The sequence below is a fragment of the Nocardia sp. NPDC049149 genome, from assembly GCF_043197455.1.
GTDB lineage: Bacteria > Actinomycetota > Actinomycetes > Mycobacteriales > Mycobacteriaceae > Nocardia.
This window is the reverse complement of sequence record NZ_JBICTD010000002.1, coordinates 1002780-1026648: the sequence shown is the minus strand read 5'-3', so window position 1 is coordinate 1026648 and position 23869 is coordinate 1002780. Positions and strand designations below refer to the sequence as shown.

At 67.4% G+C, this 23869-nt stretch carries 20 protein-coding genes and 1 tRNA gene; 10 read left to right on the top strand and 11 right to left on the bottom strand.

The window, feature by feature from the left end; translation table 11 throughout:
- The first annotated feature begins 23 nt into the window (after nt 1–23).
- The 4 genes from egtA to egtD all read left to right on the top strand — a co-directional run bounded on the left by egtA (nt 24) and on the right by egtD (nt 4654).
- The gene (gene egtA, locus ACGFNJ_RS10530; protein ID WP_393445732.1) at nt 24–1379 is read left to right on the top strand and encodes an ergothioneine biosynthesis glutamate--cysteine ligase EgtA; all 1356 of its coding nucleotides are present in this window, start codon (nt 24–26) and stop codon (nt 1377–1379) included.
- Nucleotides 1380–1527: 148 nt separating this feature from the next.
- Entirely contained in the window at nt 1528–2868 is a 1341-nt protein-coding gene (gene egtB, locus ACGFNJ_RS10525; protein WP_393445730.1) for an ergothioneine biosynthesis protein EgtB, read from the top strand.
- Complete coding sequence (gene egtC / locus ACGFNJ_RS10520; RefSeq protein WP_393445728.1) at nt 2868–3686, top strand: ergothioneine biosynthesis protein EgtC; 819 nt, start codon at nt 2868–2870, stop codon at nt 3684–3686. The genes egtB and egtC overlap by 1 nt, the downstream gene beginning before the upstream one ends.
- Nucleotides 3683–4654 carry an L-histidine N(alpha)-methyltransferase gene (egtD, locus tag ACGFNJ_RS10515; protein WP_393445726.1) on the top strand — a complete coding sequence of 324 codons (972 nt, stop codon included), beginning with the start codon at nt 3683–3685 and terminating at the stop codon, nt 4652–4654. The genes egtC and egtD overlap by 4 nt, the downstream gene beginning before the upstream one ends.
- 6 nt (nt 4655–4660) lie before the next feature.
- On the opposite strand, the gene ACGFNJ_RS10510 is transcribed toward egtD, so the two are convergent.
- From ACGFNJ_RS10510 to ACGFNJ_RS10465, 10 genes are all read right to left on the bottom strand, one after another.
- Nucleotides 4661–6088 carry a protein kinase gene (locus ACGFNJ_RS10510; RefSeq protein WP_393445724.1) on the bottom strand — a complete coding sequence of 476 codons (1428 nt, stop codon included), beginning with the start codon at nt 6086–6088 and terminating at the stop codon, nt 4661–4663.
- A gap of 96 nt (nt 6089–6184) precedes the next feature.
- Nucleotides 6185–7861, bottom strand: a complete 1677-nt coding sequence (locus ACGFNJ_RS10505; protein WP_393445722.1) for a protein kinase — start codon at nt 7859–7861, stop codon at nt 6185–6187.
- Between the two features lie 114 nt (nt 7862–7975).
- Nucleotides 7976–8635 (bottom strand): DUF2461 domain-containing protein, encoded by a 660-nt coding sequence (locus ACGFNJ_RS10500; RefSeq protein WP_393445720.1) that lies wholly within the window; start codon nt 8633–8635, stop codon nt 7976–7978.
- A gap of 27 nt (nt 8636–8662) precedes the next feature.
- On the bottom strand, nt 8663–8863 hold the full coding sequence (locus ACGFNJ_RS10495) for a hypothetical protein (protein WP_393445718.1): 201 nt from the start codon (nt 8861–8863) through the stop codon (nt 8663–8665).
- Between the two features lie 9 nt (nt 8864–8872).
- The gene (locus tag ACGFNJ_RS10490; protein ID WP_393445716.1) at nt 8873–9214 is read right to left on the bottom strand and encodes a hypothetical protein; all 342 of its coding nucleotides are present in this window, start codon (nt 9212–9214) and stop codon (nt 8873–8875) included.
- 194 nt (nt 9215–9408) lie between these two features.
- A complete protein-coding gene (locus ACGFNJ_RS10485) occupies nt 9409–10185 on the bottom strand; it encodes a hypothetical protein (protein WP_393445714.1) in 777 nt (258 codons plus the stop codon).
- A gap of 155 nt (nt 10186–10340) precedes the next feature.
- Entirely contained in the window at nt 10341–10601 is a 261-nt protein-coding gene (locus ACGFNJ_RS10480) for a hypothetical protein (RefSeq protein WP_393445712.1), read from the bottom strand.
- 99 nt (nt 10602–10700) lie between these two features.
- Complete coding sequence (locus tag ACGFNJ_RS10475) at nt 10701–11681, bottom strand: ribose-phosphate diphosphokinase (protein ID WP_393445710.1); 981 nt, start codon at nt 11679–11681, stop codon at nt 10701–10703.
- The gene (glmU, locus tag ACGFNJ_RS10470; RefSeq protein ID WP_393445709.1) at nt 11681–13168 is read right to left on the bottom strand and encodes a bifunctional UDP-N-acetylglucosamine diphosphorylase/glucosamine-1-phosphate N-acetyltransferase GlmU; all 1488 of its coding nucleotides are present in this window, start codon (nt 13166–13168) and stop codon (nt 11681–11683) included. Before glmU ends, ACGFNJ_RS10475 begins: the two co-directional genes overlap by 1 nt.
- Before the next feature lie 88 nt (nt 13169–13256).
- Nucleotides 13257–13327, bottom strand: a tRNA-Gln gene (locus tag ACGFNJ_RS10465).
- Between the two features lie 430 nt (nt 13328–13757).
- On the opposite strand from ACGFNJ_RS10465, the gene ACGFNJ_RS10460 reads away from it, so the two are divergent.
- The 6 genes from ACGFNJ_RS10460 to ACGFNJ_RS10435 all read left to right on the top strand — a co-directional run bounded on the left by ACGFNJ_RS10460 (nt 13758) and on the right by ACGFNJ_RS10435 (nt 22175).
- Complete coding sequence (locus tag ACGFNJ_RS10460) at nt 13758–14372, top strand: TetR/AcrR family transcriptional regulator (protein ID WP_069162333.1); 615 nt, start codon at nt 13758–13760, stop codon at nt 14370–14372.
- 182 nt (nt 14373–14554) lie between these two features.
- Nucleotides 14555–15202, top strand: coding sequence for a TetR/AcrR family transcriptional regulator (locus ACGFNJ_RS10455; RefSeq protein WP_069162334.1), 648 nt, complete (start codon nt 14555–14557; stop codon nt 15200–15202).
- Nucleotides 15203–15292: 90 nt separating this feature from the next.
- The gene (mfd, locus tag ACGFNJ_RS10450) at nt 15293–18907 is read left to right on the top strand and encodes a transcription-repair coupling factor (RefSeq protein ID WP_393445706.1); all 3615 of its coding nucleotides are present in this window, start codon (nt 15293–15295) and stop codon (nt 18905–18907) included.
- 115 nt (nt 18908–19022) lie between these two features.
- Nucleotides 19023–19790: a MazG family protein gene (locus tag ACGFNJ_RS10445; RefSeq protein WP_393445704.1), complete on the top strand. Its 768-nt coding sequence runs from the start codon at nt 19023–19025 to the stop codon at nt 19788–19790.
- 176 nt (nt 19791–19966) lie between these two features.
- Complete coding sequence (locus ACGFNJ_RS10440) at nt 19967–21067, top strand: glycerol dehydrogenase (protein WP_393445702.1); 1101 nt, start codon at nt 19967–19969, stop codon at nt 21065–21067.
- Nucleotides 21068–21221: 154 nt separating this feature from the next.
- On the top strand, nt 21222–22175 hold the full coding sequence (locus tag ACGFNJ_RS10435) for a phosphodiesterase (protein WP_393445700.1): 954 nt from the start codon (nt 21222–21224) through the stop codon (nt 22173–22175).
- Here the strand turns inward: ACGFNJ_RS10435 and ACGFNJ_RS10430 are convergent.
- Nucleotides 22123–23577 (bottom strand): stealth family protein, encoded by a 1455-nt coding sequence (locus ACGFNJ_RS10430; RefSeq protein WP_393445937.1) that lies wholly within the window; start codon nt 23575–23577, stop codon nt 22123–22125. The genes ACGFNJ_RS10435 and ACGFNJ_RS10430 overlap by 53 nt on opposite strands.
- Nucleotides 23578–23869: the final 292 nt, after the last annotated feature.

The window sequence follows — 23869 nt, the reverse complement described above, 5'->3', positions numbered from 1 at the left end:
TCGCACAGCAGGTGGAGGTTGGTATGGCGGTCACGCTGGAACATTCAGAGCTGGTCAGTCGCGTTATCCACGACGGAGACCTAGGGTCGCGGGCCGCCGCCGAGGCGTATATCGGCGGTGTCTGCTTCAAGCAGGGCCCACCCACGCTGATCGGCGCCGAGCTCGAGTGGCTCACCGTGCAGGGTGAGTGTCCGGCGTCAGGCCCCTCGGCCGCCCCGCGTCCGCAGCTGACTGCTCTTGCGGATGCCCTCGGACCCTACGCACCACGGTCCATCGCCCCCGATTCTCCGGCGCTAGCGTTGCCAGGGGGCAGCCGGGTCACCATCGAACCCGGCGGTCAAATCGAACTATCCAGCGCACCGTTCGCTGATGCCGCGCAGCTGACTTCCTCGCTCCGCGACGACGCCCGCCATCTGCGGGACCTTCTCGAATCCCGATCCATCCGCATGGTTTCCGCTGCCGCCGACGCGGACCGCCACCCCGAACGCCTGCTCCAGTTGCCGCGCTACCGCGCCATGGAACAGAGCTTCGGCGGCATCGGCCCCTACGGCAAGCTGATGATGTGCAATACCGCCGCGACCCAGGTCAGCGTCGATGCGGGCGCTGATCGCGCCGAGGTCACCGCTCGCTGGACCGCGCTCTACGCCATGGGACCGGCCCTGCTCGCCGCCTTCGCCTGTTCGCCCGTGCTGCACAGCGCACCGCCGGGTGCATGGGCCTCCCAGCGGATGCGGGCCTGGCTGCGGCTCGACAACGCCAGGACCCGCCCGCCGCTGCTGGATTGGCCGGATCCGATCCTCGGCTACAGCCGGTGGGCGCTCGACGTGCCGCTGCTGTGCGTCCGAAGACCCGACGACACCGAGGGGCATCCCGGCAACGGCAACGGCGCGGGGCCTGACCTCAGTTGGTCGCCGCCGCCGGGGGCGACCTTCGCCGACTGGCTGTCCGGCGCATTGGACGACGAGGTGGGCCGCAGGCCCGATCGCCATGATCTCGACTATCACCTGACCACGCTGTTCCCGCCGGTGCGTGCGTCCGGGTATCTGGAGGTCCGCTACCTCGACGCCCAGCCCGGCGACAGCTGGACCGTGCCCATCCATGTCCTCGACGCGCTGCTGTCCAGCCGTGCCGTGATCGCCGAGGCGACCGCCCTGGCCGCACCGCTGGCCGGGCACTGGCTCGACGCCGCGCGATACGGCCTGGCCGACTTGGACATTCGTGCCGTGGCCGTCGATTTGCTCGGGCTGGCCGCTGCCAATGCGCGCGGCACGGACGCCGCGCGCGAGATCGACGCCGCCGCCGAGCGATGTCGCAACGGCCGGATTCCCACCGCGGAATCCGGTGCGCACGGGACGGGCGGTTCCGGAGTCACTTCGTGAAAGGCAAAGGTCGGCGCAGCGCCGACCACCGTCGTCGGCCGCTCGGCCGAGGACATCAGCAGCATGCTGCCGCACCGATTCGGCATGGCCTGGCATCGGACGATGTGCCACGGCCGCAGCCGATAAGCACTACCACCGGAGACCTATCGTGACCATTCATTCGCCTGCCACCGACAACTCCGCGACCGAGCGCCTACGCGACCAGATCGCCGCCGTGCTCACACGGGCGCGGCAGCGCACCCTCACCCTCACCGACGGCATGGACGAAGCCGAACTGACCGCGCAGCATTCGCGGCTGATGAGCCCACTGGTCTGGGATCTCGCGCATATCGGCAATCAGGAAGAGCTGTGGCTGGTCCGCGACGTCGGCGGCCGGGAACCGATCCGTGCCGACATCGACGAGCTGTACGACGCGTTCAAGCATGCGCGCGCGAATCGCCCGACCCTGCCGCTGCTCGACCCGACCCAGGCGCGTGGCTACGTCGGCACCGTGCGCGACAAGGTCTGGGATGTGCTCGACCACAGTGCGTTACGCGGATCGCCGTTGATCGACGGCGGCTTCGCCTTCGGCATGATCGCCCAGCACGAACAGCAACACGACGAGACCATGCTGGCCACCCATCAGCTGCGCACCGGCGCGCCGGTGCTGACCGGGCTCGCCGTGCCGACCGTCGCCGCGCCCGTCACCGGTGAAGTCGTCATTCCCGCAGGCGAATTCACCATGGGCACCAGCACCGACCCGTGGGCGCTCGACAACGAGCGCACCGCACACCGCGTGCGGTTGCCCGGCTTCGCGATCGACGCCGCACCGGTGACCAATGCGCAGTACCTGGCCTTCCTCGATGACGGCGGCTACGACCGCCCCGAGCTGTGGTCTACCCGCGGCTGGGCGCATCGGCAGGAGGCAGGCCTGGTCGCTCCGCAGTTCTGGGAGCGCGATTCGGCAGGTCATTGGTGGCGTCGTGTCTTCGGCGTTCTGACACCGCTACGCCCCAATCAGCCGGTGGTGCACGTCTGCTGGTTCGAGGCCGAGGCCTACGCGAACTGGGCGGGCAAGCGGTTGCCCACCGAGGCCGAATGGGAGAAGGCCGCCACGCACGACCCCGCCACCGGCGCGGTGCGCCGATTCCCGTGGGGCGAAACAGAACCCGACGACACCACCGCGAATCTCGGTCAGCGCCATCTGGAACCGGCCGACGTCGGCGCCTATCCAGCGGGCGCGACGCCTGCGGGTGTGCATCAGCTCATCGGCGACGTATGGGAGTGGACGGCTTCGGGTTTCGAGCCGTACCCGGGTTTCCGTGCCTTCCCCTACCGGGAGTACTCCGAGGTCTTCTTCGGTGGCGATTATCGCGTGCTGCGCGGCGGCTCCTTCGGCACCGATCCGGTCGCCTGCCGCAGCACCTTCCGCAACTGGGATCACCCGATCCGGCGGCAGATCTTCGCCGGCTTCCGGCTCGCCAGGGATCTGGTCGAGGGGGAGGGCTGATGTGCAGGCATCTCGGGTACCTCGGCCCGGCCGTCGGCGTCGGTGACCTGCTCACGACCGGCACACACGCGCTGCGCACCCAGGCGTGGGCGCCGAAGGACATGCGCGGCGGCGGCACCATCAATGCCGACGGGTTCGGGGTGGCCTGGTGGCGTGCCGGGGTAGCCAGCCGTTACCGCAACGCCGCGCCGATCTGGACCGACCCAGCGGTGGAAGAGGTACTGCCGCAACTGCATTCGACCGCGGTGCTCGGCTCGATCCGATCCGCCACCGTCGGCATGCCGATCGAGCGGGCCGCGTGCGCGCCGTTCACCGCCGACCGCTGGGCGTTCAGCCACAACGGGGTGGTGCCGAATTGGCGACCGGTGCTGTCCGCGGTGTCGTCCGACTTGGACACCGCCGCTACCCAGTTCGGCGCGACCAGGCTGCTGGAGACCATCCGGCTGCTCGACGCGGAGGCACCCACCGACGCCGCGACGCTCTGGGTGTTGTTGCGGCAGTTGCTGGCAGGCGTCGAGCCGGGCGGCTTCCTCGAATCGCCCGCGGCGGCCCTCGCCCTGCTGGCGGCCACCGTGCTCGGGCACGCGCCGACGGCGCGACTGAACCTCCTGCTCGGCGACGGCGAAACCCTGTGGGCGACAACGGTGTACCACTCGCTGTCCGCCCTGGTCACCGACACCGTCGCCGTGCTCGCCTCCGAACCCTACGACGACGATCCGCAGTGGCAGTCGATTCCCGACCGCAGTCTGGTGACCGCCCGCCCCGGGCGGCTCACCATCGACCCCTTGACCAACGGCACGAAAGGCCCATCGCTATGACCGCACCCACGCTGGAGATCCACCTATCCGACGACGACCTCACCTCGGCACTGCGCGCGGACGCCAGGCTCGGCCTCACCGCGGAGCCGAAGTGGCTGCCGCCCAAGTGGTTCTACGACGCGCGCGGCAGTGAGTTGTTCGAGCAGATCACCGAGCTCCCCGAGTACTACCCGACGCGTACCGAACGCGCACTGCTGGAGCGGGTGGTGGGCGAGATCGCCAGGGTCGCCCAGGCCGAGGTGCTCGTCGAGCTCGGCGCGGGCTCCGCGGCCAAGACGCGGCTGCTGCTCACCGCGCTGACCGCCGAGGGGCCGCTGAAGACCTATGTGCCCCAGGATGTCTCGTCTTCGGCGCTGCGTGCCGCGGCCGACGAGATCGCGGCCGAATTCCCCGGGCTCGCCGTGCACGGTGTGGTCAGTGACTTCACCGATACCCTGCACAACCTGCCCGGTGGCGGCCGCAGGATGATCGCCTTCCTCGGCGGTACCATCGGCAACCTGATTCCGGCCGAGCGCGCCGAATTCCTCGGCAGCATTTACGACGTGCTCGAACCCGGCGAGCAACTACTGCTCGGCGCAGGACTGGTCATCGACCCTGCTGTTCTCGTCCCCGCCTACGACGACGCGGCAGGCGTCACCGCCGAGTTCAACCGAAATGTGCTGCACGTGTTGAACTCCCGCCTCAACGCAGACTTCGCACCGGAGAAGTTCGAGCACATCGCGCTGTGGGACGCCGAGCAGGAATGGATCGAGATGCGGTTGGCGGCCACCGAAGACATGACCGTTTCGGTGCGCGACCTGGATCTCACCGTGCAGTTCGCCCGCGGCGAGCAGCTGCGCACCGAGATCTCGGCCAAATTCCGCGTCGACGGCCTGGCCGCGGAGCTGGCTGCCGCAGGCTTCGAGACCGAGCAGGTATGGACCGACCCCGACAACCGATTCGCGCTCGTTCTCGCGGCGCGTAGCTGAGCGGCGCTACCGGCGTTCGGAACGTCCGTGTTCCAGCCAGCGGATTGTCGAGGGCGAGAACATATTCCACAGCACGGTCAAGGACACCAACGCCACCGGGGTGGCGATCGCCAGGATGGCCTGGTCAGTGCTGACCAGGCCTTGGGCGACAAGGGCGACCGCGCCGAACGAGACGATTCCGGAACCGAGCGCTAGTGCCCACCGTCCGAGGCGCTTTCGGGCGAACAGGGCGATGGACCCGCCGATGAACAGGACCGCGAGCGACGCTGAAATCAACCCGCCCGTGATCAGCCCGATGGTGTCGTCGAAGGCCTGCCCGTGCCCAACTATCAGCCCGAAAACCGCAGTTACGGTGGGGATCACGGCGATCAAGCCGAGTAGCAGCGACAGGACGGCGGCGAATTTCGCGCCACGGCCCCTCGGCGGCAGGGAAGGGGCCAGCGAGACCGGGGACATCGGTTCCAGGTACATCGAATCGCCGGTGCGTCGATCTGGCTGCGGGTTGTGCCGGGTCGGCGAGACACGACGCCACGGATCGGGTGCCGGCGGCGGGCTCGGTGCTGGTGGCGAGTTGAGCACCGTCGGTGCCAGTCGCGAGCCGAGTGCGGGCTGGCCGTGCAGGGCTGATGTTGCGGCTGCGGCGAATTCGCCACAGCTGGGGAACCTGTCCTGGCGTTGCTTGGCCATCGCGCGGGCGATCACGTCGTCGAGCGGTGGCGGTAGATCGGGTCGGCTTTCGCTCAGCCGTGGGACGGGTTTGGTGAGATGTCCGGTGATGACCTGGCCGGGGTTGGTCGAGGGGAATGGCGTTTGTCCGGCCAGCAGGGTGTAGAGCGTGCAGGCGAGGGAGTATTGGTCGGCGCGGTGGTCGATCGGTTCGCCGGAGAGTTGTTCGGGTGAGGCGTAGGCGAGGGTGGCGGTGAAGGTTCCGGTGGCGGTCAGTTTGGTGTCGGATCCGAGCAGTCGAGCGATGCCGAAGTCGGTGAGCACGGCGCGGGGTGCCCGACCCGAGTGTGCTGGGGCGAGAAGGATGTTGGCTGGTTTGATGTCGCGGTGCAGGACGCCCTGGCTGTGCGCGTAGTCGAGGGCGTCGGCGGTGTCGGCGATGATCTGCACGACGTGTGCCGGTGCAGTCGAGCGGTGGTCGAGTCGTGTCGCGTCGGTGCCGGCGATGTACTGCATGGAGATCCACAGGTGACCGTCCTGGGTGCCGCGATCGTATATCCCGACGATCCCTGGATGTTCCAGGCGGGCAACGACATTGGCTTCTCGGATGAAACGCTGCCGCAGTTCCTCGTCCTGGGACACGGCGCGGTGCAGCAGTTTCAGTGCGACCGATCGGGGGAGACGCGGGTGCCTGGCCCGATAGACGGTGCCCATCCCGCCCTGGCCGAGCACGTCTTCGATCAGATACTCGGCGAATGTCTGACCCACCCCCACCACGAGAACGCCTTCCTCTCGACTCCCCTATGCCCGGGGATCATAATCGTGCCCGACCGGTCCTCGCGGCACGTATCTCCGAGCCGGTGGTTATCGGCGTCCGGAGCGGCGCTGGGCGAGCCAGCGGGCGGTGGCGGGGGAGACCACGATCGCGAAGGTGATCAGCGAGAGGATCAGTACTGCTGCGTAGAAGGCGTAGTAATCCTGGTCGCGCAGGCCGAAATCGACGATGTGCCGAGCCGTGGCTCCGAGGGCGGCCAGTGACAGGAGGCCGGTGCTGAAAGCGATGGCAAGCCTGCCGAAGGGGCGTCGGGCGAACAGCGCGACGGATCCGGTGAACAGCAGCAGGGCCAGCGCGGCGGCGATCACCGCGATGAAGACCAGTTCGCTGGTGAGGTCGAACGATCCGACATACCTACGCCAGGTGGCGATCTCGCGTAGCGCGGTGAGGGCGCGGTACGCGGCGAACAGGCTGAGGATCGCGGCGAGGAAGGCGCCGGTTTTGGCCGCGCGGCCCGAAGGTGGTCGTGTCACGACCGGTCGCATGGGCTGATAGGACGGGCCGCCGCGCTGCGCAGGGTCCGGTTGTGCGGTGGACACGGGCGAGCCGCTGCGCTGCACCGGATTCGGTTGTCCGGTGGATACGGACGAGCCGCTGCGTCCGGCCGGATTCGGTTGCGCGGTGGATACGGGTGAGCCGTCGCGTTTCGTCGGATTCGGTTGTGCGGTGGATACGGGTGAGCCGTCGCGTTTCGTCGGATTCGGATGTGCGGTGGGTACGGGTGAGCCGTCGCGTTTCGTCGGATTCGGTTGTGCGGTCGGTACGGGCGGGGCGGCCCGCCGCGCCGGAGCGGGCTGCGGTGTCGGCTGCGGGGCCGGAGCCGGTCGAGAGTTCAATGCCGTCGGCGCAAGCCGAGCGCCGAGCGCGACGCGTTGGCCGTGCAGGGCTGATGTTGCGGCTGCGGCGAATTCGCTACAGGTGGTGAACCTGTCCTGGCGTTGCTTGGCCATCGCGCGGGCGATCACGTCGTCGAGCGGCGGCGGTAGATCGGGTCGGCTGTCGCTGAGCCGGGGCACCGGCTTCGCGAGATGTCCGGTGATGATCTGGCCCGGGTTGGTCGAGGGGAACGGCGTTTGCCCAGCCAGCAGGGTGTACAGCGTGCACGCGAGCGAGTATTGGTCGGCACGATGATCGATCGGCTCGCCGGAGAGCTGTTCAGGTGAGGCGTAGGCGAGCGTGGCGGTGAACGTTCCGGTAGCGGTCAGCTTCGTATCGGACTCGAGCAATCGTGCGATGCCGAAGTCGGTGAGCACGGCACGGGGTGCCCGACCCGAGTGTGACGGGGCCAGCAGGATGTTCGCCGGTTTGATATCGCGATGCAAGACGCCCTGGCTGTGCGCGTAATCGAGAGCATCGGCGGTGTCGGCGATGATCTGCACGACGTGCCCTGGTGCGGCCGTGCGGTGCTCGAGCCGTGCGGCGTCGGTGCCCGCGATGTACTGCATGGAGATCCACAGATGCCCGTCGTGGGTGCCCCGGTCGTAGATGCCGACGACGCCCGGATGCTCCAGGCGGGCGACCACATTGGCTTCCTGCACGAACCGCCGCCGCAGTTCCTCGTCCTGGGACACGGCGCGGTGCAGCAACTTGAGCGCGACCAGTCGCGGGAGACGCGGGTGCCTGGCCCGATAGACGGTGCCCATCCCACCTTGGCCGAGCACATCTTCGATCAGATAGTCGGCGAATGTCTGGCCCACCCCCAACACGACGACGCCTTTCTCTCGAGCTCTCGGATCCAGGGGAGCATAACCGCGGCGGCTGGACGACGCCCGTCCGTGCGGGTGGGGCCGGTGTCGAAGGCCTTGCCGCCGCTCGCGCCGCTAGCGGCTGGCGCCGAGCGCCCCGGAGCCGCTGACCACTGCGGCCAGCCATTCGATCAACGGCCGCATCGTCTCCCAGGCGGCACGCACTTCCTTGGCCGTCCGCGGCGTATCCAGCCACGTCGGGGCGCCGATCTCCTTGCCGCAGCGCAGGGATTTGTGCCGCAGCAGGTCGATCCGCGGATGGTCGGCCTCGTACCCCTTGGGCTTGGTCTTCAGCTTCTCCCCGTCGATGGTGTAGCCCGCCTTGGTGAGCTTCGCGAGGATCGCCTCGAGCTCAGGCCCGCGCACATCGTCGGCGATGGTGGCGCGCAACTGCGCGATCTGCGCAGGCGACCCTTGATAGAACCCGCCCCCGATGAACAGCCCCGCCGCCCCGATCTGCACATACCACCCGACCCCCTCCGCCGCACGCACCACCGCCCCTTGGGCCGTCTTATACGGCACCTTGTCCTTGGAGAACCGCACGTCCCGATAGGGCCGAAAGATCTTGGCCGGCCCAAAATCCGCCTCGAGGCCAGCGGTCAGCGCAACCATCGGCCCCCGCACCGCCGACTCATAGACCTCCTTGTGCGCATTCCAAAACGCCTTCGAGTTGTCCGCTTCCAAGTCTTCATAGAAATCCAGGCCCGCGAGCGGGAACCCACTGAACGCAGTCATGACTGTGCCTCGCGCATAGAAAGCAATTTACGTGGTCAGGTCTCCGTTGAAGGTGTGGAACCCGGCGAAGTCTGCGCGTCGGTGCCAATCGGTGAACAGATCGACATCGCCGCTTGGGCGGTCGCCCATCCCGTGCGCGCGGACGGCATAGCCACCGGCGAGTGCGAATCCTTGGTCACCTGCGACAGCGAGTGCGATCTCGGCGAGGCGACGATGACGTGGTTCCACTGGCCGCCGCTAGGCCGAAGCCAGACGGCTGAGCTGAGCCAACTCGGGAAACCGACTCTCCCAGGCTCGTCTTGTCTGCGCAGGCAGCCAAATATAAGACCAGAGGCGTTTCAGGACCGATTCGTTGAGGTACGTATGGAGGTCCGCTTGGCTGGCAGCCTCGTTGATGACCGCGCGATACAGATCGACGATCCGGCCAGGTCGTTCGAGATCGTAGTGGGCGTTACCCGACCAGTCGAGGTGATGGGGAAGGCTGACGGTGCCATCAACCGGGCCGACCAACAGGTGCAGGTTCTCCGGGATGACGACAGGCTTCGCGTACCGCCCGTGATCGTCAGTAGCCGATGCCATCGGACTCCTCCATTCGTCCCTGTGATCGCTGCTTCAGCATACGCAAGCTCTGACCTCTATCGGATAGTCGGACGTTCCATCGCGGTAGGCGGGTTTCGCTGAAGAACTCGCCATGTTGCGATGTGGAGTTCAAGTCGACACTGTGGGGCAGAAATGTCTAGTTCAATTGGACATCGACCAGAGGGTTTCGTCGTTTACGTGGTCAGGTCTCCGTTGAAGATGAGGAACCCCACGATGAGGCCTAGGACCATGCAGACGGCTGCGATGATCGCGGCCCATTTGCCGAGTGGTTCGCCCTTTCGGTGGCCGATGACGCCGAGGATGATGCCTGCGGGGCCGAAGAGGATGGGGCAGAACAGGATCGCGATCATGCCGCAGACGAAGCCGATGATCGAGTACACCTGGGAACCGGACGGGTGGGGTGGGTTGACGTACGGCTGGTAGGGCTGTTGCGGGTACACCCCGTATTGACCTGGTGGCGGGTTTTGCTGCTCGCCGTAGCCGGGGTAGTTGTAGATTCCGCCCTGCGGATACTGGGGTGGGGTCGCATCCTGCGGCTGGTTGCCGCCAGGGAAGGGCGGGTAGGGGGACTGCTGTTGCGCGCCCCACTGCTGGCCGCTAGGCGGTGCGGGTTGCGGTGTGCCCCACTGTTGTTGGCCACTCGCGGGATGCCCGCCCGGCTGGTTGCCGGCGGCTGATCCGGAATCCCACGGTTGCGCCTCTCCGCCCAGCGGTCCAGGAGGTGCATCGGTCGGCTCCCACCATGCACCGGCTTGCGCGGGCGACGGTGTGGCGGGCTGACTCGAAGGTTCGGCCGCGCCACCATCTTTCGAGAGGGAAGGCGCCGCGCCTGCGTCGCTCGGCGGCGCCGCGGGTTCCTTCCGCAGGGAGGCGCCCGACGACGCCGCGGACTCCGCGTCCGCAGGTTCCGGTGCACCGCCGGTGGACTTCGGATCGTGCGGCGTACTCATCGCGCCCTCCCTCGGATCGTCGGGGTCGCCACCTCTGTGCAGCTCTGCATTCGCGTCGTCCACGGGTGGTCAACGGACGAACAATGTCCGAATGCTCCCGTTATGGGTACCACGCCGCGCAAGCGGTTATAGCGGATTGCGCTAGGCGGCGCGGCTCAAAGATCCGAATCGTCGACGATCTCCATGGCCGCCACTTCGGCGGGCCGCTCGTCGTCCTCCGCGTCCTCGGCACGCTGACCGCGCGGAGTCCATTCCTGGGCCAGCTCGTCACCGATCCCGAGCCTGCCGTCATCGTCGTTCTCGTGATACCGAATCCGCAGGTCATCCGGCGGATCCTCGATATTGCGCTCGTATGCGCGGATCTCGTCGGCCTGCTCGTCGTCGCCTAGATCAGTGTCCAACGGTTCACGGTCCATACCTCTCAGTATCCCCGCGCACTGCCACATCTAACGGAACCGAGGCAAAGAAAAAGCGGCAAGGGCCGAAGCCCGTGCCGCTGTTTCGTGCCTGTATACCTACGCGTTGCCGTTGAAAAGGCCGGTGACCGAGCCGTTTTCGAAGACCTCACGAATGGTGCGGGCCAGCAGCGGCGCGATCGAGAGCACCGTCAGCTGCGGGAACTTCTTCTCTTCGGTGATCGGCAGCGTGTTGGTGACCACGACCTCCTTGGCGCCGCAGGAGGCGAGCCGTTCCGCGGCCGGGTCGCTCAGCACGCCGTGCGTTGCGGCGATGACGACATCGCCCGCGCCCGCGTCCTTGAGCACCTTGACGGCGCCTGCGATGGTGCCACCGGTGTCGATCATGTCGTCGATCAGGATGCAGGTGCGGCCCTCGACCTCACCGACCACGCGGTTCGACTTGACCTGGTTGGGCACCAGCGGATCACGGGTCTTGTGGATGAACGCGAGCGGCGAACCGCCGAGCGAGTCGGCCCACTTCTCGGCGACGCGCACGCGGCCGGAGTCGGGGGACACGACGGTGATGTTGTCGAGGGAGTAGTTGGTGCGGACGTACTCGGCGAGCTGCAGCTGCGCGTGCATGTGATCGACGGGGCCGTCGAAGAAGCCCTGGATCTGATCGGTGTGCAGGTCGACGGTGATGATGCGGTCCGCGCCAGCGGTCTTGAGCAGGTCGGCGACCAGGCGGGCCGAGATCGGCTCGCGGCCGCGGTGCTTCTTGTCCTGGCGGGCGTACGGGTAGAACGGCAGCACGGCGGTGATCCGCTTCGCCGAACCGCGCTTGAGCGCGTCGATCATGATGAGCTGCTCCATCAACCACTGGTTCAGCGGCGCGGGGAAACTCTGCAGCACGAACGCATCGGAGCCGCGGACCGACTCCTCGAACCGGACGAAGATCTCGCCGTTGGCGAAATCGCGCGCGGTCTGCGGCGTGACGTGGACGTCGAGTTCCTTGGCTACCTGCTCGGCCAGCTCAGGATGAGCGCGTCCCGAGAAGAGCATCAGGTTCTTCTGGTTGTCGATCCATGACGCGGTCACTACTGTTTGCCATCCTTTTGCTCGATTGCCTGCCCCGACAATTCCTTGGCCGCGATGGCTTCCGCCGCCGCGCGCGCCGCGGCCGTCCCTGGACGGTGTCGCTGCACCCAGCCCTCAATGTTCTTCTGCGGACCGCCGGTAATCGCGAGCGCTCCCGGCGGAACGCTTCTGCGCAGTACAGTACCCGCCGCCGTATACGCGCCGTCACCCACCGTGACAGGTGCGACGAACATGGTGTCGCTGCCGGTGCGGACGTGCGAGCCGACAGTGGTGTGGTGTTTGGCCACTCCGTCGTAATTCACGAAAACACTCGAAGCGCCGATGTTGCTGTACTCGCCGATTGTCGCGTCGCCGACATAGGTCAGATGCGGCACTTTGGAGTGCGCGCCGATCGAGGCATTCTTCGTTTCGACGAAGGCGCCGAGCTTGCCGGAATTGCCGACAATGGTGCCTGGCCGCAGGTAGCTGTAGGGGCCGATGCTCGCGCCAGGCCCGATCATCGCGCCCTCGCCGTGCGTGCGCACCACCTTGGCGCCGTCGCCGACGACCACATCGGTGAGTGTGCTGTCCGGCCCGATCTCGGCGTCCTCGCCGATCACGGTGTCGCCGAGCAGCTGAACGCCGGGACGGATCACCGCGTCCCTGCTGATCCGCACGCTCGCGTCCACCCAGGTCGATGCCGGGTCGATGATGGTGACGCCCGCGCGCATGTGCCGTTCGAGGATGTAGCGGTTGAGCCTGCTCGTCGCACTGGCCAACTGGACCCGGTCGTTGACGCCGGTGACCTTGGCGGCATCGACGAGCCGCGCGCCGTGCACCGGGTGTCCGGCCTCGTGGGCCAGCCGCAGCACGTCGGTCAGATATAGCTCGTGCTGAGCGTTTGCCGTGGACAGTCGGCTGATCATGGTGCGCAGCACGGCCGCGTCGAACGCGTACACACCCGAGTTGACCTCGGTGATCGCCGCCTGGGCAGGCGTGGCGTCGGCGTGCTCGACGATCCCGACTACGTGGCCCTCGGCGTCCCGGATGATCCGGCCGTAGCCGTTCGGGTCGTCGGGCACGAAGGTCAGCACGGTGACCGCGGAACGTTCGGGGTAGCTGCGATGCTCGTCGAGCAGCGCGGACAGGGTGTGCCCGTCGAGCAGCGGCACATCGGAGGTGGTGACGAGCAGGTCGCCGGTGAATCCGACCGGCAAGGCGGCCAGCGCACACTGCACCGCATGGCCGGTGCCGAGCTGCTCCTCTTGAACGACGGAGGCGATCTCGCGACCGAGGTCGTCGGCGACCGCGTCGACCGCGGCGCCGACCTGTTCGCGGTCGTGCCCGATCACGGTGATCAGATAGGTGGGGTCGATCTCGTTTGCCGCATGCAGCGCGTGCGCGAGCATGCTCCGGCCGGCCAGCGAATGCAGCACCTTGGGGGTCTTCGACCGCATTCGTGTCCCGGCACCTGCTGCGAGAACGACGACGGCGGTCTGCTGTGGCATGGATCTCCCTCGGCTGCCTGTCATCGTCTGGGGCTCTACTGTGCTGGGCGCAGATGTGCGGGCCAACGATAGTCATCGTGCTGCCGAGCTCCGCCGCCAGGACTCGAACCTGAACTATCTGAACCAAAATCAGAGGTGCTGCCATTACACCACGGCGGATTGCCACACCGGCGGATCGGGATCACCCGCCGCTGTGCCAAACGGCACGGGACAGATCCTCGCACACTGTCCCGCCTCTCCGCGATTTTTGCCGGTCGTGGGGTGGTCGAGAGTTAGGTCACCGGGCCGGCGGTCGGGTGGAGGGTGGGTTAGCCCGTGCCCGGTGAGTTACCCATGTTCGTGCGAGATCAGTTGTCGGGTGGGGAAGAGAAGAGAGAAAGAAGAGAGAAGTTCGAGTGGGAACCGGGGGGTGGCGGACTGTGTTTTGCGTGCTCACTGGATGTGGTTGGTAGATGTTTGACGGCTCGCCCGGGGTTGACGGGGCGTTCTGTGTGGGTGTCTGGAACAGTTAGGGGACCGGATGGTCCTAGCGAAGGGAGGCGGGAGGGCGTTGTCAGCGAGTGAACCGGCCCGGGTTTCCCGTCCGCGGATGACCGGGACGCAGCGACGGCAACAGCTGATCGAGATCGGTCGCGCGCTGTTCGCCGAGCGTGGCTATGACGCCACCTCGATCGAAGAGATTGCCCAGCGGGCCCAGGTCTCCAAACCTGTGGTGTACGAACACTTCGGCGGCAAAGAGGGGTTGTACGCGGTCGTGGTCGACCGTGAGATGTCGATGTTGCTCGACATGATCGTGTCCTCGCTCACCCAGAATCGCTCCAGGATTCGGCTCGAACAGGTTGCGCTCGCGCTGCTGACCTACATCGAGGAACGGACCGACGGGTTTCGAATTCTGGTCCGCGATCAGCCTGCCGCCGCCGCGGAGGGGCGCTACTCGAGCCTGCTCAACGAGGCAACGAACCAGGTAGCGCACATCCTTGCCGGAGATTTCGAGCGCCGCGGCTTCGACACCAGCCTCACCACGCTCTACGCCCAGGCGTTGGTCGGGCAGGTGGCGACCGCGGCCACCTGGTGGTTGGACGAGCGAAAGCCGTCGAAAGAGGTTGTCGCGGCCCATTTGGTGAATCTGTGCTGGAACGGGCTGAGTCATCTGGAAGCCGACCCGCAACTCAGCTCGGAGTGGCGCGCCGGTACGGGGGAGTGACTCAGCGTGTTAACCAGCGAATTGCGAAGTGGGTCCGGTCGAATGCTCGAATTGGCTGCCGGACGGGCACCTGGTGGTACGGTTCACCCATCCTTTGGGTGCTGTTCGGGCGGTAAGTCGGTCTACTTCGTGATGTCGGTCTACTTCAGGATGGCTGGTTTTTAGGATGACAGGCGGATCTGATGGCTAGGCAAGCGCGCGCGGAGATCACCCGCGACTCCGTTCTTGCGGGCGCTGCCGATGTCTTTCTGCGCTTGGGTTACGCGAACGCGAGTCTGAGCGAGATCATCGCGCAGTCCAATGTGACCAAGGGCGCCTTGTACTTTCACTTCGGTTCGAAGGAAGAGCTGGCGCGCGCGGTCGTCGACCAGGGCAACGAGCGGTTGGTCAGCTCGTGTCAGGGCTTCTTCGACCCTCGGGTGCCCGCGCTGGAAGCGTGTATCGGGATCACCTATGTGGTGGCCGACCTATCGATGAACGATCCGATGGTCGGCGCGATGCTCAAGCTGACCCACCAGATCGGTGACTATCGCGGCGCCCAAGGCGACAACATCGCGAAGACCTGGGGCGACACCTACCGCGTTCTCTCCGAAAGAGCCATCGCCCAGGGCGATTTGCAGCCGGAGCTGGATGCCGACGTGATCGGCATGCTGCTGCAGGAGATGACCGCGGGCGTGCACATCATCGCCGTCGGCACCGAGTCGATCGATCAGATGGCGACCAGGATGGAACGCGTCTGGTACTTCCTGCTGCCCTCGATCGTTCCCGAGGAGAAGCTCGCGTACTTCCGCGAGTTCGCCGCGCGACGCTTACGCCGCTACGTGCCGTAGCAGTCGGCACAGCCCAAGCTCGGGTTGTCGGCGGCACGAACTAGACTCGGCCTGCCGCTCGAATCAGCCGCTTGAGCTCAGGAGTTGTTCATGTCGACCCTTCGTCCACCGCTGGCGGGACTGGCGGCGGTCGCCGGTGCCGACGCCGCCTTGCGGACCGTCGCCGACCTGGTCGGGAAGACGTCGGTCGAGCTGGTCGGACCGTCCGCGGTGCGGCCGTTCGTTGCCGCGACGATCGCCGCGAAGCAGCCGCTCGTCGTGGTCACCGCGACGGGCAGGGAAGCCGACGATCTGACCGTCGAGCTGGAGGAGATACTCGGCGCGGCGGTCGCGCAGTTCCCGTCCTGGGAAACGCTGCCGCACGAACGGTTGTCGCCGGGCGCGGACACGGTCGGGCGCAGGCTCGAAGTTCTGCGCAGGCTGGCGCATCCCGAAGACTCGGTGTTTCCCGAGCCGCTACGGGTGGTCGTGACCACCGTGCGTTCGCTGATGCAGCCGATGGCGGGCGGGCTCGGCGATATCGAGCCGATCGTGCTGCGCGTCGGCGCCGAGTTCGACTTCGACGAATTACTCACGCGGCTGGTCGAATTCGCCTACAGCCGAGTTGACATGGTCGGCAAGCGCGGCGAGTTCGCGGTGCGCGGCGGCATCCTCGACCTGTTCCCGCCGACCGCCGATCATCCGGTGCGCGTGGAATTCTGGGGTGACGAGGTCACCGAATTGCGGCCGTTCGCCGTCGCCGATCAGCGCTCGCTGAGCGAGGTGTCGGTCGAGGTGGTTGTCGCGCCGCCGTGTCGCGAGCTGCTGCTCACCTCGGCCGTGCGTGAGCGCGCCGCCGAGGTCGCGCTCGACAACGCGGCCGATGCCGCCCTGGTCGAGATGCTGGAGAAGCTGGCCAACGGCGTTCCGGTGGACGGCATGGAGGCCCTGCTTCCGGTGTTGCAACCCGGCGAGCTGCGCCTGCTCACCGAGGTGCTGCCCGAGGGCACCCATGTGCTGCTGTGCGATCCGGAGAAGATCCGTACGCGCGCCGCCGATTTGGTGCGCACCGGCGAGGAGTTCCTGGAGGCGTCCTGGACCGCAGCCTCGTTCGGGGCGGCGGCACCGCTCGGTGCGCACGGCCTCGACCTGGCCGCGTCGGGCTATCGAGCGCTGCCCGTCGTGCACGAGAGCGCGAATCAGCAAGGCCTGCCGTGGTGGACGCTGAGCCCGCTCACCTCGGGCGCCCCCAGCGAGGTGGTGCTTCCGGTGCTGGCCGGGCCGACCGCGCGCGGTTCCGACGAGCTGGTCGCGACGATCTTCGCCTCGCTGCGCGCGCACGTGGCCACCGGCGGCCGCGCCGTGGTCGTCGTCGCCGGACACGGTACGGCACAACGCATTCTGGAACGACTGGCCGACGCCGAGGTGCCAGCCACCGCGCTGGAGACCGGGGCCGAACCGGCCACCGGTGTCGTCGGCGTGCTGTGCGGTTCGCTGCACGACGGCCTGGTGTTCGACGACGCCGGGCTGGTGATCGTCGCCGAATCCGACCTCACCGGCAACCGGGTCACCGCGCCGGGCGAGGGCAAGCGGCTGCCCGCCAAACGTCGCAACCAGGTCGACCCGCTCGCGTTGAACGCGGGCGACATGGTGGTGCACGACCAGCACGGCATCGGGCGCTTCGTCGAGATGATCGAGCGCACCGTCGGCGGCGCGCGCCGGGAATACCTCGTCATCGAATACGCGCCAGGCAAGCGTGGGCAGCCAGGCGACCGGCTTTTCGTGCCGATGGAGTCGCTCGATCAGCTGTCCCGCTATGTCGGCGGCGAGATGCCGAGCCTGTCCAAGCTCGGCGGCTCCGACTGGGCCAACACGAAACGCAAGGCGCGCAAGGCCGTTCGTGAGATCGCGGGCGAGCTGGTGCAGCTGTACGCCGCGCGCCAGGCGGCCCCGGGCCATGCCTTCGGTCCGGACACGCCGTGGCAGCAGGAGATGGAGGACGCGTTCGCGTTCACCGAGACCGTCGATCAGATGACCGCCATCGCCGAGGTCAAATCCGACATGGAGAAGCCGGTGCCGATGGACCGGGTGGTGTGTGGCGACGTCGGCTACGGCAAGACCGAGATCGCGGTGCGCGCCGCGTTCAAGGCGGTGCAGGACGGCAAGCAGGTCGTCGTGCTGGTGCCGACAACCCTGCTCGCACAACAACATCTGCAGACCTTCACCGAACGCGTCGCGGGCTTCCCGATCACCGTGAAGGGCCTGTCCCGGTTCACCGACCCGGCCGATGCCAGGCAGGTGCAGGAGGGGATGGCCGACGGCAGCGTCGACATCGTGGTCGGCACGCACCGGCTGTTGCAGACCGGCGTGCGCTGGAAGGACCTCGGTCTCGTCGTTGTCGACGAGGAGCAGCGCTTCGGCGTCGAGCACAAGGAACACATCAAGGCGCTGCGCACCCACGTCGACGTGCTGACCATGTCCGCGACGCCGATCCCGCGCACACTGGAGATGAGCCTGGCAGGCATCCGCGAGATGTCGACCATCCTCACCCCGCCCGAGGAGCGGCACCCGGTGCTCACCTACGTCGGCGCCTACAACGACAAGCAGGTCACCGCCGCCATCCGGCGTGAGCTGCTGCGCGACGGCCAGATCTTCTACGTGCACAACCGGGTGTCCTCGATCGACAAGGCGGCCAGGCGGATTCGCGATCTTGTTCCGGAGGCGCGGATCGCCGTCGCGCACGGTCAGATGAACGAGGACACCCTCGAATCCACCGTGGAAGGCTTCTGGGAGCGCGAATTCGACGTGCTCGTCTGCACCACCATCATCGAGACCGGCCTCGACATCTCCAACGCGAACACGCTGATCGTGGAACGTGCTGACGCGCTTGGTCTTTCGCAGCTGCACCAGCTGCGCGGGCGGGTGGGGCGCAGCAGAGAACGCGGCTACGCCTACTTCCTGTACCCGCCGGAGAAGCCGCTCACCGAGACCGCCTACGACCGGCTGGCCACCATTGCGCAGAACTCCGATCTCGGCGCGGGCATGGCGGTGGCGATGAAGGACCTCGAAATCCGTGGCGCCGGTAACGTGCTCGGCGCCGAGCAGTCCGGCCACGTCGCAGGCGTCGGCTTCGATCTCTACGTCCGCTTGGTCGGCGAGGCCGTCGAGGCGTATCGCGCGGCCGCCGACGGCAGGCCGATCACCACCGAAGAGCCGAAGGAGGTGCGCATCGATCTGCCGGTCGACGCGCACATCCCGCCCGACTACATCGCCAGCGATCGGCTCCGGCTGGAGGCGTACCGCAAACTCGCCTCCGCCCAAGACGATTCGACCCTGGCCTCGGTGGTCGAGGAGCTCATCGACCGGTACGGGCCGCTGCCGATCGAGGTCGGCCGGCTGGTCTCGGTCGCGAAGCTGCGGCTGCTCGCCCGCGAATACGAGGTCACCGAAATCGCGGTCACCGGAACCACCCTCAAGGTGTCGCCGCTGCACCTGCCCGACTCCAAGCAGCTGCGCCTCAAGCGCATCTACCCGAGCGCGGGGTATCGCGCCGCCAGCGGCGTCATCTCGCTGCCGCTGCCGAGGGTCGAGGACAGCGTCGGCGCGGACCGGGTGCGCGACGTCGTGCTGCTGCAGTTCGTCGCCGACCTGCTGCTCGCGTTGGACGGAAAGGCGCAGGGTGCAGTCGATCTCACCACCGCGACCGAGGTTTCGGCGGCCCGATGAGTGCGCGAGCGACGACCACGGCCTGCGGGTGCGGGCATGGGTGAGCGTAGTGCGCGACCAACGAAGACAGCTGCCCCGGCACTGACGCCGGAGCCGAGCGCCAGCGAGGTGCAGGATGAGTGGTAACCGCGACGAGGCTGTCCTCAGGGCCGCTCGGCACGCCGCCAGCCAGGCGGCTCGACGCGACGAGCCGCCCTCCGATACCGCCGTGGTGGCAGCGGGTTTGACCGGCGCGGTCGAGGTGATGGATCGGCTCTGGCACTTCGGCGGCTGGGAAGTGACCCAAACCCATGACTCGCTGCGCCCCTACCTGCTCGAGGAGACCTACGAACTCCTCGACGCCATCCAGCACAACGACACCGACGTCATCAAGGAAGAACTCGGCGACCTGCTGCTCCAAGTCCTCTTCCACTCCCGAATTGCCCAGGCCGCAGGCGAATTCACCGTCGATGACGTCGCTGCAGCCCTGGTCGAGAAGCTCGTCAACCGCAGTCCCATCCTGCGCGACGACCAGTTCGCCTCGGGTACCACCCTTGCCGAGAAGATCACCGCCCAGGAAAGGGCTTGGGAGGAAAGCAAATCCGCGGAGAAGTCCCGCCGGTCCTGCCTTGACGGCATCGCCATGGCCCAACCCGCCCTCGCCCTCGCCGAGAAGATTCGCGACCGCAGCACCAGGGCAGGCCTCCCCGATGACCTGATCCCCGCCGATCTCCGCGTTGTCCACCTCGGCGCACCCGACAGCGCCGAAGAACGCCTCCGCAAAGCCACTCTTGCCTTCGCCGCCACCATCCGCGCTGCCGAGGACGCCGCCGAAGCCGACCGTGGCGCACGGCTTCCGTTGGCCGCCGACGACTGGCGCAAGTACTGGACTCCCACCGCCTGACGGCACCTGCGGGTCTGACTGTCGACACGGCAAGGTTCTGCGCGCCACTGCCGCGTCGCAGCCGCCACGAGTGACCGGGTGGGTACGTTGGGGTCGGTAGGAACGTCGGTGGCCGGTTGCGGTGCTGTGCGCGGAGGCGACATGGCTTGCGGCGGGCCGAGATCGGGAGGTGTCGGATGCTGAGCGTGTTTTCTTCACCGGGTCATTACGTGCAGGGGCGGAACGCGACCGAGCAGCTCGGGGCGGAGCTGAAGCGGCTCGGGCTCGACGGTCCGGTGCAGATCGTTGCGGGCGGCAGCGCGCAACGCTTGCTGGCCGAGGTGTGGGAGCGGTCGCTCAAGGACGCGAAAATCGCCTATTCCGTGCATAGTTCGGGTGGCGAGTGCACCAGGGCAGAGATTGCCGCCATCATCGCGGCCGTGCAGGACAGCGGGTGCACGGCCGTGCTCGGCGCGGGCGGCGGCAAGGTCCTCGACGCGGCCCGCGCGGTCGCCGACGACCTCGATCTCCCGATGATCAGCTGCCCGACCACCGCATCCAGCGACGCGCCGTGCAGCGCGCTCTCTGTGATCTACACCGCCGCAGGCGAAGTCGACGCCTATCAACTGGTCCGGCGCAATCCGGCCCTTGTTCTCGTCGACACCTCCGTGATCGTCCAGGCCCCACCCCGGCTGCTCGCCGCCGGTATGGGCGATGCCCTCGCCACCTGGTTCGAGGCCCGCACGTGCACGAAGGCGCATGTTCGGAACATGCGCGGCGGTGCATCCACCCGCAGCGCCACCGCGCTGGCCGAGCTCTGCTACCACACCCTGCTGGCCGACGGTCCCCAGGCGCTGGCCGCGGTCCGCGAGCGCGCCGTCACCCCCGCCCTGGAACGCATCGTCGAAGCCAACACGTTGCTCTCCGGCCTCGGCTTCGAATCCTCCGGCCTGGCCGCCGCCCACGCCATCCACAACGGCCTCACCGCCGCCCCGCAAACCCACCCGTTCCTGCACGGCGAAAAGGTCGCCTTCGGCGTGCTGACCCAATTGGTGCTCGAAGGCGCCCCGTCGGCCGAGATCACCACGGTGCTCGACTTCTGCACCGAGGTCGGCCTCCCGACCACCCTCGCCGCCCTCGGCCTCCCAGATCCCGCCCCCACCACTCTCTCCGCCATCGCAATCCGCGCCACCGCCCCCGGCGAAACCATCCACAACGAACCCTTCGACGTGGACGCCGACATCACCCTCGACGCCCTCCGCGCCGCCGACGCGCTGGGCCGCCGGCACACCGCCTGAACCGGACACGTGTCCCGCATCGACACGGAAACCTCACCTTCTCGCAAGCATGTTGTCACCGTCTGACGGGAAACCTGTCGGTAGGCCTTCGCTATCCTGGCGGTGGAACCCGAAGCCAATGGCGGGCAAACCGCCGGGGAGGACGTTCGGTCCGGTGCACATCAGCAGAGTCGCGGAGTACCCGCGACCGGATCATGTGTTGTTCCACTTCAGTGACACACATCTAATCGCCGACGACGGCGATCTATACGGCGACGTCGATGCCGACCAGCGATTATGTCAGCTGCTCGAGCAGGCTGCGGCAAGCCGGATCACGCCGACGGCGATCGTCTTCACCGGCGATCTCACCGACAAGGGTGAGCCCGGCGCGTACGACAAGCTCAAGAAGCTGATCGAGCCATTCGCGAGAAGTTTGCCAGCGCCCATCGTGTGGGTCGCCGGAAACCACGACGACCGCGGCACGCTGCGCCGCAGGCTCCTCGGCGAGCGCTCCTCGACCGCCCCGCTGGACCGGGTGCACCTGATCGACGGCCTGCGCATCATCGCCCTCGACACCTCGGTGCCCGGCCACCACTACGGCGAGATCACCGACGAGCAACTCGCCTGGCTGCGTTCGGTGCTCGCCGAACCCGCCCCGTTCGGCACCATCCTCGCCATGCACCACCCGCCGGTGCCGTGCGTGCTCGACCTTGCCGTCACGGTCGAACTGCGGGACCAGCGCAGGCTCGCCGACGTGCTCGACGGCAGCGACGTCCGCGCCATCCTGGCAGGCCATCTGCACTTCTCGACCAGCGCGACCTTCGCAGGCATCCCGGTCTCGGTGGCCTCGGCGACCTGCTACAGCCAGGACCTCGGCGTCGAGCAAGGCGGTTTGCGCGGCCGCGACGGCGCCCAAGCCTTCAACTACGTGCACATCTACCCGGACACCGTGGTGCATTCGGTGGTGCCGATCGACCGTGGCCCGACCGTCGGTTCTCCGTCGACCGCGGCGCAGGCGCGCCGGACGCTGGCGGAGGAGGGGATCGTGATCCCGCCCGCCGCCCGCATCCCGCATGTCATGCAGCGCCGGGCGACGACTCCGGAATCGGATGACGAGGCGGTGCGCTGAGCCGCTCCCACGGAGCCGGGTCGGGGAAGTAGTTCGACAGGAACGCCGACACCGCCCGCACGCGCTCGGCCTCGGAGATCTCCGGGAAACTCCCGTCGTTCAGGCAGAAGAAGTGGAACTTGCGTCGCCGCGCGATCCCGTCGAGTAGCGCGAGCCCCTTACGGCTCGTCGTGTCGACGTAGCGCATCTTCGCCTTCTCCTGCGGCACCGCGCGCCCGGTGAGCAGCGCGTAGTAGTGATAGAGCGAGTTGGTCACCGAGATATCGGTGGCGGCCCGGAACCTGCTGGTCCGCGTCCGCGCGAAATCGGCGGCGAACTCCTCCTCCATCTCCAGTAGGACGCTGCGGCGCAACGGAACCGGCGTGTGTTCGAGATGCCTGGTGATGATGTGCCCGAACCGCGCGGCCAGCAGTTCCCGATTCACCCGTGCGGCGTTCTCGAAGCCGCTGCGGCGCTCGTTGTTCCGGCCGGGCCCGATCCTGGTGTCCGCCTCGATGAACCGGCTCACCCCGCCCGCGGTGAAGAACATCGACGGACGCACCGGCCTGGCGAAGAACATGTCGTCGTTGGAGTACAGGAAGTGCTCGCTGAGCCCTTCGATGTGCTGCAACTGGCTCTCCACCGCATGGGAATTGAACGTCGGCAGCCCGCTGGTGTCCGAAAAGTGTTCCAGCGCACGGACGATCGTCACCTTGGGATGCTCGGCGAGCCAGTCCGGCGTCGCGGAGTCGGTGGCGATGAAGATCCGCCGGATCCACGGCGCGTTCTTGTACACCGACCGCAGTGCGTATTTGAGTTCGTCGATCTGCCGGATCCTGGCGTCGGCGTCGTCACCTTCCCCAACGACGACCTGCGCGAGCATGCCTGCGCGCCGGGCACGGAACTCCGGGTCTGAGCCGTCCACCCAGGAGAACACCAGGTCGATGTCGAAGTTCACGTCGGTGGCCTGGGCCGCGAACATGTCGACCAGGGTCGGCCACGCGCGCTCGAAAAGCAGCACCTGGGTCTGTTCGACATCCGCGAGGTCGAACATGGTGCGGGTCAACGCATTCGGGCGCGGGCATTCGACCGTGTCGCCGTGGTACTGCCACAGTTCCAGATCGACGTGATGGGCCGGATCGTTGTCGCGTCCGAGCCGGAAAACGTTGTGCTGCACTTCATCACACGCGAATCCGGCGGCCACCGCGGCCGCCGTCACCCGGCGCACCATCTGCTGATGCGCCGCGTCGGCGGCGAGCACCAGTCGCTGCCCGCGATCGCGGACCAGCAGGAACGGCACCTCCGCCGCCGCCAGTTCGGAGCGCAGATAGCCGAGATCCGCGCTCATCGCGGCCGACACCGCCAGATTGCCCGCCACCGGGCGGGTCACCATGTCCACTGTCCCCGGGTTCAGCGCTCCCATGTCCATCATCAGCTGTACTCCACCTTCGTCCGTGCACCATTGGGTCCCAACTCCTAGGCACCGCGCCGGAGCCGAGCGGTGTCACCGCCGACGTCGTGACGTCGGCAGGCAGACCACCGCGCCCAGGCGCGGTCGGATTCAGAAATGGGGGACGATGCCGTAGCGCAGGAACGAATTGATCGCGCGGTATCCAGACGAGCGGTAAACCATTTCGTTTTCACCTCACTCACGGCAGAACGCAGACGCGTTGCAGGGAAGTGCTGGATCCGTGCGCGGTGAGACGACCGAGCGT